Annotated in this window: 12 protein-coding genes; 3 read left to right on the plus strand and 9 right to left on the minus strand. The window is 73.2% G+C overall.

Annotated features, from left to right (window positions below; all coding sequences use genetic code 11):
* Positions 1-121: 121 nt before the first annotated feature.
* Positions 122-1405 (minus strand): adenylosuccinate synthase, encoded by a 1284-nt coding sequence (locus ACWEN3_RS27140; protein WP_452975959.1) that lies wholly within the window; start codon positions 1403-1405, stop codon positions 122-124.
* A 197-nt stretch (positions 1406-1602) separates the two neighbouring features.
* On the opposite strand from ACWEN3_RS27140, the gene ACWEN3_RS27145 reads away from it, so the two are divergent.
* The gene (locus tag ACWEN3_RS27145; protein WP_452975961.1) at positions 1603-2442 is read left to right on the plus strand and encodes a diacylglycerol kinase family protein; all 840 of its coding nucleotides are present in this window, start codon (positions 1603-1605) and stop codon (positions 2440-2442) included.
* A 34-nt stretch (positions 2443-2476) separates the two neighbouring features.
* Here ACWEN3_RS27145 and ACWEN3_RS27150 read toward each other — a convergent pair whose 3' ends face one another.
* On the minus strand, positions 2477-2977 hold the full coding sequence (locus ACWEN3_RS27150) for a GbsR/MarR family transcriptional regulator (protein WP_452975963.1): 501 nt from the start codon (positions 2975-2977) through the stop codon (positions 2477-2479).
* A gap of 74 nt (positions 2978-3051) precedes the next feature.
* Here ACWEN3_RS27150 and ACWEN3_RS27155 point away from each other — a divergent pair, with 74 nt between their 5' ends.
* The gene (locus ACWEN3_RS27155) at positions 3052-3981 is read left to right on the plus strand and encodes an ABC transporter ATP-binding protein (RefSeq protein WP_452975965.1); all 930 of its coding nucleotides are present in this window, start codon (positions 3052-3054) and stop codon (positions 3979-3981) included.
* Positions 3978-5582, plus strand: a complete 1605-nt coding sequence (locus tag ACWEN3_RS27160; RefSeq protein WP_452975966.1) for an ABC transporter permease — start codon at positions 3978-3980, stop codon at positions 5580-5582. The genes ACWEN3_RS27155 and ACWEN3_RS27160 overlap by 4 nt, the downstream gene beginning before the upstream one ends.
* Before the next feature lie 43 nt (positions 5583-5625).
* Here the strand turns inward: ACWEN3_RS27160 and ACWEN3_RS27165 are convergent, their stop codons facing one another.
* The 7 genes from ACWEN3_RS27165 to ACWEN3_RS27195 all read right to left on the minus strand — a co-directional run.
* Entirely contained in the window at positions 5626-6846 is a 1221-nt protein-coding gene (locus tag ACWEN3_RS27165) for a cytochrome P450 (protein WP_452975968.1), read from the minus strand.
* A gap of 51 nt (positions 6847-6897) precedes the next feature.
* Positions 6898-7563 (minus strand): response regulator, encoded by a 666-nt coding sequence (locus ACWEN3_RS27170; RefSeq protein WP_452975970.1) that lies wholly within the window; start codon positions 7561-7563, stop codon positions 6898-6900.
* Positions 7560-8918, minus strand: a complete 1359-nt coding sequence (locus tag ACWEN3_RS27175) for a sensor histidine kinase (RefSeq protein WP_452975972.1) — start codon at positions 8916-8918, stop codon at positions 7560-7562. Before ACWEN3_RS27175 ends, ACWEN3_RS27170 begins: the two co-directional genes overlap by 4 nt.
* Positions 8919-9014: 96 nt before the next feature.
* Entirely contained in the window at positions 9015-9695 is a 681-nt protein-coding gene (locus ACWEN3_RS27180; RefSeq protein ID WP_452975974.1) for a response regulator transcription factor, read from the minus strand.
* The gene (locus ACWEN3_RS27185; protein ID WP_452975976.1) at positions 9692-11197 is read right to left on the minus strand and encodes a sensor histidine kinase; all 1506 of its coding nucleotides are present in this window, start codon (positions 11195-11197) and stop codon (positions 9692-9694) included. The genes ACWEN3_RS27180 and ACWEN3_RS27185 overlap by 4 nt, the downstream gene beginning before the upstream one ends.
* A gap of 10 nt (positions 11198-11207) precedes the next feature.
* A complete protein-coding gene (locus ACWEN3_RS27190) occupies positions 11208-12518 on the minus strand; it encodes an acyltransferase family protein (protein WP_452975978.1) in 1311 nt (436 codons plus the stop codon).
* A partial coding sequence (locus tag ACWEN3_RS27195; protein ID WP_452975980.1) for an alpha/beta hydrolase occupies positions 12511-12900 on the minus strand: 390 nt, incomplete at its 5' end. The genes ACWEN3_RS27190 and ACWEN3_RS27195, both read right to left, overlap by 8 nt.

A 12900-nucleotide genomic window follows, 5' to 3' on the forward strand; every position in this document is an offset into this window, starting at 1 on the left:
TGCTTTTCCTATTTGTGGGTTCCGGGGGAGGATCTTTTTACATTTGTCCACCGGGCCCGGCTCGACGGGGCGACCGCGGATCTCGCCGGGTGGGGTATGGGCGGGCGCTCCCACCAGGTGTCTACAGGAACGAGTTGATCTCGATCGTCTCGTCCCGGCCCGGACCCACGCCGATCGCGGAGATCGGGGCGCCGGACATCTCCTCCAGCGCCTTGACGTAGTTCTGGGCGTTCTTGGGGAGGTCGGAGAAGGACTTCGCCTTGGTGATGTCCTCGGACCAGCCCGGCAGCGTCTCGTAGACCGGCTTCGCGTGGTGGAAGTCGCTCTGCGAGTACGGCAGCTCCTCGACCCGCGTGCCGTCGATCTCGTACGCCACGCAGACCGGGATCTCCTCCCAGCCGGTCAGCACGTCCAGCTTGGTGAGGAAGAAGTCGGTCAGGCCGTTCACGCGGGTCGCGTAGCGGGCGATCACGGCGTCGAACCAGCCGCAGCGGCGGTCACGGCCGGTGGTGACACCCCGCTCGCCGCCGATGCGGCGCAGCGCCTCGCCGTCCTCGTCGAACAGCTCGGTCGGGAACGGGCCGGCGCCGACGCGGGTCGTGTACGCCTTCAGGATGCCGATGACCCGGCTGATCTTCGTCGGGCCCACCCCCGCACCGGTGCAGGCGCCACCGGCGGTCGGGTTGCTGGACGTCACGAAGGGGTACGTGCCGTGGTCGATGTCCAGGAGGGTGCCCTGGCCCCCCTCGAACAGGACGACCTTGTCCTCCTCCAGGGCCTGGTTGAGGATCAGGACCGTGTCGGCGACGTACGGCTTGATCTGCTCGGCGTAGCCCAGCAGTTCCTCGACCACCTGCTCCGCGGCGATGGCCCGCCGGTTGTAGAGCTTGGTCAGGATCTGGTTCTTGACGTCGAGCGCCGCTTCGACCTTCTGCTGGAGGATCGACTCGTCGTAGAGGTCCTGGACCCGGATGCCCACGCGGTTGATCTTGTCGGCGTAGGTGGGGCCGATGCCGCGCCCGGTCGTGCCGATCTTCCGCTTTCCGAGGAAGCGTTCCGTCACCTTGTCGACCGTGACGTTGTACGGCGTGATGACGTGCGCGTTGCCGCTGATCAGGAGCTTGGACGTGTCGACGCCGCGCTCGTTCAGACCGCTCAGCTCGGAGAGCAGGACCGACGGGTCGACGACGACACCGTTGCCGATGACCGGCGTACAACCGGGAGAGAGGATTCCGGAAGGGAGAAGGTGGAGTGCATACTTCTGGTCGCCGACGACGACCGTGTGGCCGGCGTTGTTGCCGCCCTGGTAACGCACTACATAGTCCACCGAGCCACCGAGCAGGTCGGTGGCCTTCCCCTTGCCTTCGTCACCCCACTGAGCACCGAGCAGCACAAGTGCGGGCACGCGCGTACACCCCTTCCGGGCGGGGCATGTCCAAGGTCAGGGGCGCGGGCGTAAGGTTCACCGCCGCGTGCCACCGCGACCGTCGTTGGCCGCACAACCGTCGGACCGGATGCCCCGGAATAGACGAAGCCCCTGGCGCAATAGCGCAAGGGGCTCTTGCACAAAGATGCTACCCGAGGAAGCGAGGCAGGACCGAGGTGGCGACTTTCGCGACGTCCGATCAGCTGCTGGTGATCATCGATCCGGCGGCACGGCAGACGGACGGAGAGTCCGTACGAATCGCGAAAGACGTGCTCAGCGCGGGTGCGGCGGCCAAGGTGTGCCTGCCGGAGGGCCCGGAGGAGTTCGCCCGCGCACTGGGCCGACGGGGGTCCCGGCGGCCGGTCGTGGTGGGCGACGACCGCGCCCTGGTCCGTGCCGTCACCCTGCTGCACCGGCAGCGGGAGCTGGCCGGATGTGCGCTGTCGGTGGTGCCGGTGGGCAGCACGCTCGCCCTGGCGGAGTACCTGGGGGTGCCGACGGGCGCGGTGGCGGCGGCGCGAGCGGTCCTGGACGGGGCCGAGCGGCCCCTGGACCTCCTCGTCGACGACAGCGACGGCGTGGTGCTGGGCGCGCTGGGCATCCCTCCGGCGCCGGTCCGGGCGGCCGCCGCGGAACCGGTGCCGGTCGCCTCGGACCGCCCCTGGTACCGCTCCCTGGTCCGCACCCTGGCCCCGCGCCCGCCCCGGCTCCCCGCGGTGCCCTCGCCCGGGCCCGCGCGGCTGCGGGTGGAGGTCGACGGCGAGACGGTGGTGGACCTGGGCCAGCCCGTGGAGGCGGTGTCGGTGACACCGGGCACGGGCGGCATGGCCGCGGTGGAGGTGCGGCCCCTGTCGGTGGGCGCGGAGGCGACGCCCCTGCGCGCCTCGGGCCACACCGTGACGGTCACGGGCGTGGACTTCCGCTACCGGGCCGACGCGGCGGTCTCGGGCCCGGTGCGCCGGCGGACCTGGCGGGTGGCGGAGGCCGCCTGGCGCCTCACCCTGCCGTCGGCGTGACGGGGCGCCCCCTGCCGTGTCTCCCGGCGCCGTGTCAGCGCCCGTACTTCCGCTCCCGGTAGGACCGCCAGCGCTCCATCATCTCGGCCACGTCCCGCTCGACGAACTCGAAGAAGTCCAGCGTCTGGGCCAGTCTGCGGCCCGCCGGGGTGTCCGGGCCCAGGCTGGTCACGCCCTCGCGCAGGGCCTCCTCCCAGCGCTTGATGATCGCCTCGCGGTTGGTGAGGGCCTCGTACCACTGGTCGCTGTGCACCCGGTACCGCTCGCGGCGCGAGCCCGGCTCCCGCTCCCGCGAGACCAGGTGGACCTGGGCGAGGTAGCGCACCGCGCCGGAGACGGCCGCTGGGCTGATCCGCAGCTGGTCGCCCAGTTCCGCCGAGGTCAGGGCGCCGTTGTCGGAGGCGAGCAGCGCGGCGAAGACCCGGGCCGGCATGCGCGGCACGCCCGCCTCGACGAGCTGGGCCGCGAAGCGCTCCACGAACTGCGAGACCGTCTCCGGGTCCCGCCCCGCCGGTCCTGTGCTCGACTCCGTCATGCCCGCCACCCTATCGAGGTTTCATGCGTTTCCTTAACTTCACAAATTTCTGAAGGAAGCGTACGTTCTGAACCATGACGAAGGCAATCACGGCCGCCGGACTCCACAAGTCCTTCGGCCGCACCCATGCGCTGGACGGCCTCGACCTGGCCGTCGAGGCCGGTGAGGTGCACGGCTTCCTCGGCCCCAACGGCGCCGGCAAGTCGACCACCATCCGGGTGCTGCTCGGACTGCTGCGCGCCGACGCGGGCGCCGCGCAGGTGCTGGGGCGCGACCCGTGGCGGGACGCGGTGGAGGTGCACCGCCGGATCGCCTACGTGCCCGGCGACGTGACCCTGTGGCGCAATCTCTCCGGCGGCGAGGTCATCGACCTCTACGGCCGCCTGCGCGGAGGCCTCGACGCCCGGCGCCGGGCCGAGCTGGTCGAGCGCTTCGAGCTGGACCCGACCAAGAAGGGCCGCACCTACTCCAAGGGCAACCGGCAGAAGGTCGCCCTGGTCGCCGCCTTCGCCTCCGACGTGGACCTGCTGATCCTCGACGAGCCGACCTCGGGCCTGGATCCGCTGATGGAGGAGGTCTTCCGGCGCTGCGTCGAGGAGGAGCGCGAGCGCGGCCGTACGGTCCTGCTCTCCTCCCACATCCTCAGCGAGGTGGAGCAGCTGTGCGACCGGGTCAGCATCATCCGCAAGGGGCGGACCGTGGAGACCGGGTCGCTCGCCGAACTGCGCCATCTGACCCGGACCAGCGTGACCGCCGAACTCGCCGCCGCGCCCGACGGCCTCGCCCAGCTGCCCGGCGTGCACGACCTCGACGTGCAGGGCCGCCGGGTCCGGCTCCAGGTCGACACCGACAAGCTCGACGGCGTCCTGCGCGTGCTCGGCGCCTCCGGCGTCCGCACGCTGACCTCGACCCCGCCGACCCTGGAGGAGCTGTTCCTGCGCCACTACGCGAACGACTCCGCCGATCCCGCCGCCTCCGCCGACCCGGACGAGGTGACGGCGTGACCGCGACGGCCTTCTCCGCACGGGCCGGCGGCTCCCGCCCGCTCGCGGGCACCGGCACCCTGGTGCGCTTCGCGCTGCGCCGCGACCGGGCGATGCTCCCGCTGTGGATCGCGGTGATCGCGCTGATGGTCCTCTCCATGCCGAACGCCCTCCAGGGCCTGTACGGCACCCCGGCCGCCCGCGCCGACCTGATGCGGCAGATGGCGACGAACACCTCCCTGCGCGCCATGGTCGGCCCCGTCTTCGCCGACTCGCTCGGCGCGCTCACCGCCTGGCGGATCGGCGTCTACGCGGGCGCGCTCGCCGCGGTGATGAGCCTGCTGGTCGTCGTCCGGCACACCCGGGACGAGGAGGAGAGCGGGCGTCAGGAACTGGTGTCGTCCGGCATGGTCGGCCGGCGCGCCCCGCTGACCGCCGCCCTGCTGACGGCCGCGGCCGGGAACGCCGTGCTGGCGCTGCTGATCGCGGCGGGCCTGGCCGGGCAGGGCGGCGCGGGCGCGCTGGCCTTCGGGCTCGGGGTCGGCGGCGTCGGGATGGTCTTCGCCACCATGGCGGCGATCGTCGCCCAGCTGACGGAGAGCGCACGGCTCGCCCGGGGGCTCACGGCGGCGGTCCTGGGCGCGGCCTTCGTGCTGCGCGCGGCGGGCGACTCGGCCTCCGCCGACGGTTCGTCGGTGCTGACCTGGCTGTCGCCGATCGGCTGGCTGGAGAACGTCCGCGCGTTCGCCGCCGAACGCTGGTGGCTGCTGGCGCTGTTCGCGGTGGCCGCGCTGGCCCAGGGCGCGGTCGCCTACGAGCTGGCCGGCCGCCGGGACGTCGGCATGAGCTTCCTGCCCACCCGCCCGGGACCGGCCGCGGGCCGGCTCGGCACGGCGGGCGCCCTGGCCTGGCGACTGCAGCGCGGCAGCGTGCTGGGCTGGAGCGCCGGATTCCTCGTGGCCGGCGTGGTGTACGGCGGCGTGGCCACCGGGGCGGCCGCCCTGGTGAAGGACAATCGGCAGGCCCGGGAGATCTTCCAGCGGATGGGCGGCCAGTCGGGCCTCACCGACGCGCTGCTGTCCGCGCTGATCGGCATGCTGGCCCTGGTCGCCGCCCTGTACATCGTGCCGTCGGTGCTGCGGCTGAACGGCGAGGAGACCTCCGGCCGGGCCGAACCGGTCCTCGCCGGCGCGGTCGGCCGGCTCCGCTGGGCCGCCGGGCATCTGGTGATCGCGTTCGCCGGGGCGGCCCTCATCATGCTCCTGGCCGGCCTGGGCTTCGCCGCCGGCTACGGTGGGGACACCGGCCCGATCCTGGGCGCCTGCCTGGTCCAGCTCCCGGCGGTCTGGACCGTCGGCGGCATCGCCGTCCTCCTCTACGGCGTCCTGCCGCGCGGCGCGGTGGCCGCGTGGGGCGTCGCGGGCGCCGTCCTGCTCATCGGCTGGGTCGGCCCCGCCCTGAACGCCCCCCGGGCGCTGCTGGACCTCTCCCCCTTCGCCCATCTGCCGAAGCTGCCGGGCGGTGCGATGCACTGGACCCCGGTGCTCGTCCTGACCGGACTGGCGGCGCTGCTGGTGGCGGCGGGCCTCGCGGGACTGCGGCGCAGGGACATGACCGGCTGACGGGGCGGGCCGCCGGGGCGGGTGACCGGGTCCGGGCGGACGGTCAGGCCACGGTCACCGGCAGCCCCCGCAGCCCCCGGATCACGAAGTTGGGCTTGCGCTCCGGCTCCGCCGCCAGGGTCAGCCCCGGGGCCTGCTCCAGCAGGGCCCGCATCGAGGCCGCCAGCTCGATACGGGCCAGGGGCGCGCCGATGCAGTAGTGGATGCCCGCGCTGAACGAGATGTGCGGGTTGTCGCCGCGGGTGAGGTCCAACCGTCCGGGGTCGGTGAAGACCGCCGGGTCGCGGTTGGCGGAACCGAAGAGCATCGCGACCTCCGAGCCCCGCGGGATCGTCGTGCCGTCGATCTCGATGTCGTCCAGGACCCAGCGCTCGAAGAGCTGGAGCGGGGTGTCGTAGCGCATCAGCTCCTCGATCGCGGACGGGACCAGGGAGTGGTCGGCACGCAGGGCGGCCAGCTGGCCGGGGTTGCGGAACAGCGCCCACCAGCCGTTCACCGTCGCGTTGACCGTCGCCTCGTGGCCCGCGTTGAGCAGCAGGACCGCCGTGGAGATCATCTCCTGTTCGGTCAGCCGGTCGCCCTCCTCGTGCGCGGCGATCAGGGCCGAGACCAGGTCCTCGCCCGGCTCCTTGCGGCGGGCCGCGATCAGGTCGAGCAGGTAGTCCGAGAACTCCACCGACGCCCGCACCGCCCTGGCCGCCGTCTCCTGCGACGGGTTCAGCTCGTACATCCCGCAGATGTCCGCCGACCAGGGCCGCAGCAGGCCCCGGTCCGCCTCCGGGATGCCCAGCATCTCGGCGATCACCGCCACCGGCAGCGGCTCCGCCACGTCCGTCAGCAGATCCCCGCCGCCCGACCGGACGAGGGCCGCCACCAGATCGCCCGCCAGGCCGTGCACATACGGCTTCAGCCGCTCCACCGTGCGCGGGGTGAACGCCTTCGACACCAGACGCCGGATCCGGGTGTGGTCCGGCGGCTCCAGGTCGAGCATCCCGTGGTCGTTCAGGGTGTGGAACGGCTCGTGCTCCGGCGGGGGCGCGGTCCGGCCGAACTCCTCGTGCGAGAACCGGTGCTGGTACGTGCGGCCGAGCCGGCGGTCGCGCAGCAGCGCCGAGACGTCCGCGTGGTGCGGGACCAGCCACTGATCGGTCGGTTCGTACCGGATCACCCTGCCCCGCGCCCGCAGCTCGGCGTAGGCCGGGTACGGGTCCGCGACGAACGCCGGGTCCCAGGGGTCGAAAGCGAGTTCCGAAGCAGCTGCCATGGACGGACGTTAGCCCCCGCCGTCCCCCGCTGACCAGGGGCGGCCGCCGGCTCAGCCCGGCGCCACCAGCCGTGCCTCGTAGGCGAACACCGCCGCCTGGGTGCGGTCTCTGAGGCCCAGCTTCACCAGGATCCGGCTCACATGGGTCTTGATCGTCGACTCCGCCACCACCAGCCTCTCCGCGATCTCCGCGTTCGACAGGCCCTGCGCGATCAGCACCAGCACCTCCGTCTCCCGTTCCGTCAGCTCCCCGTAGGCCGCCTGCGCCGACGGCATCAGACGCGGCGCCTCCGGCATCCGCGAGAACTCCGTGATCAGCCGCTTGGTGACCGACGGCGCGAGCAGGGCCTCGCCGGCCGCCACCACCCTCACCCCGTCCGCCAGCTGCCGCGCCGAGGCGTCCTTGAGCAGGAAGCCGGAGGCTCCCGCCCGCAGCGCCTGGTACACGTACTCGTCCAGGTCGAACGTCGTCAGCACCAGCACCTTCGCCGCCGCGTCCGTCGCGACGATCTCCCGGGTCGCCTCGATGCCGTTCATCTCCGGCATGCGGATGTCCATCAGGACCACGTCCGGGTTGAGCTCCCGCACCCGCTCGACCGCCTCCCGTCCGTTGACGGCCTCGCCGACGACCTCGATGTCCGGCATCGCGTTCAGCAGGACCGAGAAGCCCTCGCGGACCATCATCTGGTCGTCCGCGATCAGTACGCGGATCGTCATGCCTCACCCTCGATGGCGCTGTCGGCGGCCGGAACCGGCAGGAACACCGTCACCTCGTAGCCTCCCTCGTCCGTCGGGCCCGCCGTCATCTCGCCGTTCAGCATGGTGACGCGCTCCCGCATGCCCGTGATGCCGTGCCCGGCGCCGGGCGAGGCCTTGACCAGGTGCGGGGCGGGCGGCGGGCCGTTGACTATCCGCAGGCCCAGGCCCCCCAGCACGTACCCGATCTCGACCCGCGCGCCCGCCCCCGGCGCGTGCCGCAGCGTGTTGCTCAGCGCCTCCTGCACGATCCGGTACGCCGAGAGCTCCACGCCCTGCGGCAGCTCGCGCACCGCGCCGGTCACCGCCTTCTCCACCTCCAGACCGGCCTCCCTCACATTCGCGAGCAGCCCGCCCAGGTCGGCGAGCGTGGGCTGCGGGGCGTCCGGCACCTCGTAGTCCGCCGCGCGCACGACCCCGAGGACCCGGCGCAGCTCGGTGAGGGCCGCCACCGCGTTCTCCCGGATGGTGGCGAACGCCTTCTCCAGCTCCGGCGGCGGGTTCTCCACCCGGTAGGGCGCGGCCTCCGCCTGGATGGCGACCACCGACATGTGGTGGGCCACCACGTCGTGCAGCTCGCGGGCGATGGTCGTGCGCTCCTCCAGCAGCGTGCGCCGCGAGCGCTCGTGCAGGGTCACCGTCTGCTGCGCGGTCACCTCCCGCGCGGCCTGACGGCGTATGTGCCGGACGGTGACCACCAGCAGGAGCAGCGCGGACAGCACCAGCATCTGGGCGACGTCGACGTCGTAGTGCGACCCGCCGAAGATGCTCTGGGCGAAGAAGCCGTAGACCCCGGTCAGCACCCACATCCAGGCCGCCGTGCGCGGCCGGGTGCGTATCGCGACGACCGTGAGCACCACCAGGTGGGAGAGGAAGCTGCTCGGCTGCCACGGCCAGCCGCTCCATTCCTCACCGACCACGACCGCGGTGGCCGTGGAAGCGGCGAGCGACAGCCAGAACGCCCCCGCCGGACGCACCAGGGTCAGCAGCACCGGCGCCAGGGCCAGCAGCCCGCACAGCAGCGACGGCAGCCCGGAGTCGCCGGTGCGCGACAGGCCGAGCAGCATCGCCACCATGCCGAGGGCGACCACCACCGCGTGCGGGGCCCAGGTCGCGTACTCCCTCATGCGGCCGGAGCGGCGGCGGACGAGCGCGCTGTCGGGGCCCAGGCGGGGCAGCGGACGGTAGGCGAAGGCCTCGTGGAACAGGTCCTGCCGCAGCCCACTCAGGGCGTCCGCGGCCAGCCGCAACTCCGGGCTGCGCGGCCTGCCCACCCCGCCCTGCGGCGTCGTCTGCGTGTGCGTCGTCTCGGTCACATGCAGAACGGTAGGCCCGGGCCAAGGGCGCGGTCGTCACCTTGGAGAGGGGTTCTGCGGGGTCCCTCTCAGGTACTACAGGTCGCCCCTCGGGGTTCAGCGGCTGCCGGGGCGGACCACCCCGGACTCGTAGGCGAAGATCGCCGCCTGGGTGCGGTCGCGCAGGCCCAGCTTCACCAGGATGCGGCCCACGTGGGTCTTCACGGTCTGCTCGGCCACGAACAGCCGCTCGGCGATCTCCGCGTTCGTCAGCCCCTGCGCGATCAGCGCCAGCACCTCGGTCTCCCGTTCGGTGAGGTCGCCGACGCGCTGCTTGAGCGGGGCCCGGTGGCTGCCGTCCAGCCGGGAGAACTCGGCGATGAGACGGCGGGTGACACCGGGGGCGAGCAGGGCGTCGCCTGCGGCCACCACCCGGACCGCCTCGGCCAGTTTGTCCGCGGAGGCGTCCTTGAGGAGGAACCCGGAGGCTCCGGCCCGCAGCGCGTCGTACACGTACTCGTCCAGGTCGAAGGTCGTCAGCACCAGCACCTTGACGGCCGGATGGCCGGCGGTGATGCGCTCGGTCGCCTCGATGCCCCCGACCTCGGGCATCCGGATGTCCATCAGCACCACGTCCGGCGCCAGTTCGGCGGTCCGGTCGATCGCGTCCCGGCCGTCCACCGCCTGCCCGATCACCTCGATGTCGGGCTGGATGTCGAGCAGCACGGTGAATCCCTGCCGGACCATCTCCTGGTCGTCGGCGATGAGTACGCGGATGGTGCCGGCGCCGCTCGTCATGGGGTCGGTTCTCCTGTCGGGGATTCGGGTCTGTGCAGGTCGGACGCGGAAGGGGGCAGGGGCGGCTTCGGGGCGGACGGCAGGTGCGGTGCGGCGCCGGACCGGCCGGGGCCGCCCTCGCGGGGGAGGAACGCCGTCACCATCCAGCCGCCGTGCAGTTTCGGGTGCGCCTGGACGTGCCCGCCGAGCATCGCCGCGCGCTCCCGCATGCCCAGCAGCCCGTGGCCGCCGCCCGGGGACGGCTGGACCGGGCGCCGCGGCGGACCGTTGACGACGCCCAGGTATATGCCGTGGGTGAAGTGGCCGACCTCGACCCGGACCGTCGCGCCGGGGGCGTGCCGCAGGACGTTGCTCAGGGCCTCCTGGACGATCCGGTACGCGGACAGCTCCACCCCGGGCGGGTAGCCGCGCGGCTCGCCGTCCACGACCTTGCGCACCTCCAGACCCGCCGCCCTGGTGTTCTCGATCAGGGAGTCCAGACGGGCCAGGTTCGGCTGCGGGGCGTCGGGGGCCGGGCCGGAGCCGGGCGCGGACAGCCGGTGGGAGTCCTCACCGGCCTCCGGGCCGTCGGAGCCGTCCGGGCCCTCGGCACGCAGGACGCCCAGCACGCGCCGCAACTCGGTCAGCGCCTCCAGGGCGTTGTTGCGGATGCCGGCCAGGTTCTCCTTCAGCTCCTCGGAGGGGTTCTCCACCAGATGGGGAGCCACCTGGGCCTGGATCGAGATCACCGACATGTGGTGGGCGACGACGTCGTGCAGCTCCCGGGCGATACGGCTGCGCTCCTCCAGCACGGTGCGGCGGGCCCGCTCCTCTGCGGTGATCGTCGTCTGCTGGACCAGTTCGGTGCGGGCCACGCTCCGGCTGCGCAGGGCGGCGCCGATGACTGCGGTGACGGCGAACAGGCCGACGGCGACCCGTCCCGTCGGGGAGTAGCGCAGCGCTCCTATGAAGCCTTCGACGACCGCCGTCACCAGGACGGTCCCGCCGAGCGCCGCGACCGTGCCGCGGAAGCGGACCCGCAGGGCGAGGAGCAGGAGCACGGCCAGGTGGGCCAGCAGAGTGGGCGTGGCCCAGGGCCAGTCGGGCCCCTGGAGCTGGAACGCCAGCATGTTCTGCCGGGCGAGCAGCGCGGTGAAGGTGGCGGCGGACAGGGACAGGCCCCAGGCGGGGACGGGGCGCCAGAGGGCCAGGACGACGGCGGCGGCCTGGAGGAACGTGCTGAGGAACGCCACGTCGGGGGTGAGGCCGTAGCTGTGGGACAGCTCCTCGGCGCCGCCCAGGGCGATGCCGTAGGCCAGCCAGCCGACGAGGAGGTAGGTGAGGAGGCGGAGCCAGCGGTACTTCGAGAAGGGGGGTGACTGGGTGGAGGGCGACTGGCCCAGCCAGGCGCCGAGGCGGCTCCTCGGGCCGGGCCCGGCGCCGGAGGTGGAGGCCGCGGGGGCGGAGGCGGTGCCGGCGGATACGGGGGGCTCGTCGAGGTCGTGGCGGTCCGCGGGCTTCACGGTGTCAACTTTAGGCACCAGACGGGGACTTCGCTCCGGGCACATGGCGACGGACCACGCGCGACCTGCGGTTACGGGGACGGCGGGGGCCCTGCTCATGGTGCCGGAAGGCCGTCCAGCACAGGGCCAGCACGACGGTGAAGACGGGCAGCCAGAGGAGCCGGGACGCCACCCAGGCGAGGGAGTCGGGCACGGTGTGCAGGCCGGGCAGCCGGCCGGCCAGGAGGCCCGTCGCCGTCGCCGCCATCATCGCCGTCTGGTGCCAGAGGAAGATCGTCATCGCGGAGAGGTTGACGAGGGCTATGGCCGCCCAGGCCAGGGGGCGCGCCATCGCGCGGCGCAGGCGGTCGCACAGCAGGAGCGCCAGACCGCACTGGGCCAGGCCGAAGGTGACGGCCGCCAGGGTCGGCGGGTCGAGGTTGGAGATCGTCGCGCCGGGCACGCCGACCATGGACGCCGGGTAGCCCGCACAGGTGACGAGGACGGCCGTGGCCGCGCCGCCGCCGAGGAGGAGCGCCCAGGCCGAGCGGCGGCTGCGCAGCTCGCCCCGGGCCCAGGCCGCGCCCAGGGTGTACGGGACCAGCCAGCCCGCCGCGACGTTCGCCCAGGCGAGCCAGGACGGGCCGAGGTGCAGGCCGAAGCGGAGGACGTCGACGTGCAGGACCACGGCGAACGGCCAGAGCGGGTGGAGGCGGGCGACGAGTGGGGTCGCGGCCGTGAGCGCCGCGAAGACCAGGAGGAACCACAGCGGGGACAGCGCCAGTTTGAGCAGGGTGTGGATCGTGGCCTGCGAGGCGCCGGTGAGGAGCAGCGCCACGGCCGTCACGGACCACAGGGCGAGGAGCGCCGCCACCGGGCGGAGCAGGCGGGCCAGGCGGGCGCGCAGCCAGGTGCCGTAGGTGTCGCCTCTCGTCCGGGCCGTGGCCAGCCCGCGGGCCGCCACATGGCCGCCCACCAGGAAGAACACGGCCAGCGTCTGGAACACCCAGGAGACCGGGGCCAGCCAGGGCATGTGCTGCAACGGGCTCGCCGTGTGCAGACCGCCGTCCGCCGCGACCAGAGCCGTCACCAGCCAGTGGCCGAGCACGACACCGAGGATCGCGAAGGCGCGCAGGGCGTCTATCGCGCGGTCCCGGGAGGCGGGCGTGGCGGCGTCGACTCGGTGGGCGGCTTGGCGCAGGGCTTGGAGGGCGGCTCGGTGCGGGGCCTGGCGGGCGCGGAGGGGGTGGAGGGGCTGTGAGTGCGGGGAGTTCGGGGGTGCTGGGGGTGCCGTGTCGGCGGTGGGTTTGTGGTGGGCCGTGGTCGGGTGCTGTTCAGGCATGGGGCACCTCCGAGGTCTCGCCGAGGGTGATCCGGGACAGGTTGGCGAGGGAGGCCGAGCCCCGGGTGAAGTAGCCGCTGTGGTCGGCGTCGGCCGCATCGAAGACCCGGGCGCCGAAGGCGTGGGAGACCGGGTCGGTGCCGAAGCCGACGGTGGTGCCGAAGAGTCGGGCGCGGACGTGGGGCACGTTCGCCACCCAGTCCTCGCTGCCGCGGGCCGCCCAGACGCGGGCGCGGGTGTGCAGGGCGGCGACCGAGTCCGCGCCGGTGCCGGGGCTGCCGACCAGCGCTATGTCGTCCGCGATGGCTCCCATCGCCACCTCCTCCTGGCCGGGCACGCCGAGCTTGCGGACCAGGAAGACATCGAGTGGGGCACCCAGGAC

Source organism: Streptomyces sp. NPDC004561, from assembly GCF_053602155.1.

Excerpts from the sequence above, each read along its gene's own strand:
- ACWEN3_RS27190 (WP_452975978.1), bottom strand. The coding sequence starts at position 12,518 with ATGCCTGAACAGCACCCGACCACGGCCCACCACAAACCCACCGCCGAC.
- ACWEN3_RS27165 (WP_452975968.1), bottom strand. The coding sequence starts at position 6,846 with ATGGCAGCTGCTTCGGAACTCGCTTTCGACCCCTGGGACCCGGCGTTC.
- ACWEN3_RS27170 (WP_452975970.1), bottom strand. The coding sequence starts at position 7,563 with ATGACGATCCGCGTACTGATCGCGGACGACCAGATGATGGTCCGCGAG.
- ACWEN3_RS27155 (WP_452975965.1), top strand. The coding sequence starts at position 3,052 with ATGACGAAGGCAATCACGGCCGCCGGACTCCACAAGTCCTTCGGCCGC.
- ACWEN3_RS27150 (WP_452975963.1), bottom strand. The coding sequence starts at position 2,977 with ATGACGGAGTCGAGCACAGGACCGGCGGGGCGGGACCCGGAGACGGTC.
- ACWEN3_RS27180 (WP_452975974.1), bottom strand. The coding sequence starts at position 9,695 with ATGACGAGCGGCGCCGGCACCATCCGCGTACTCATCGCCGACGACCAG.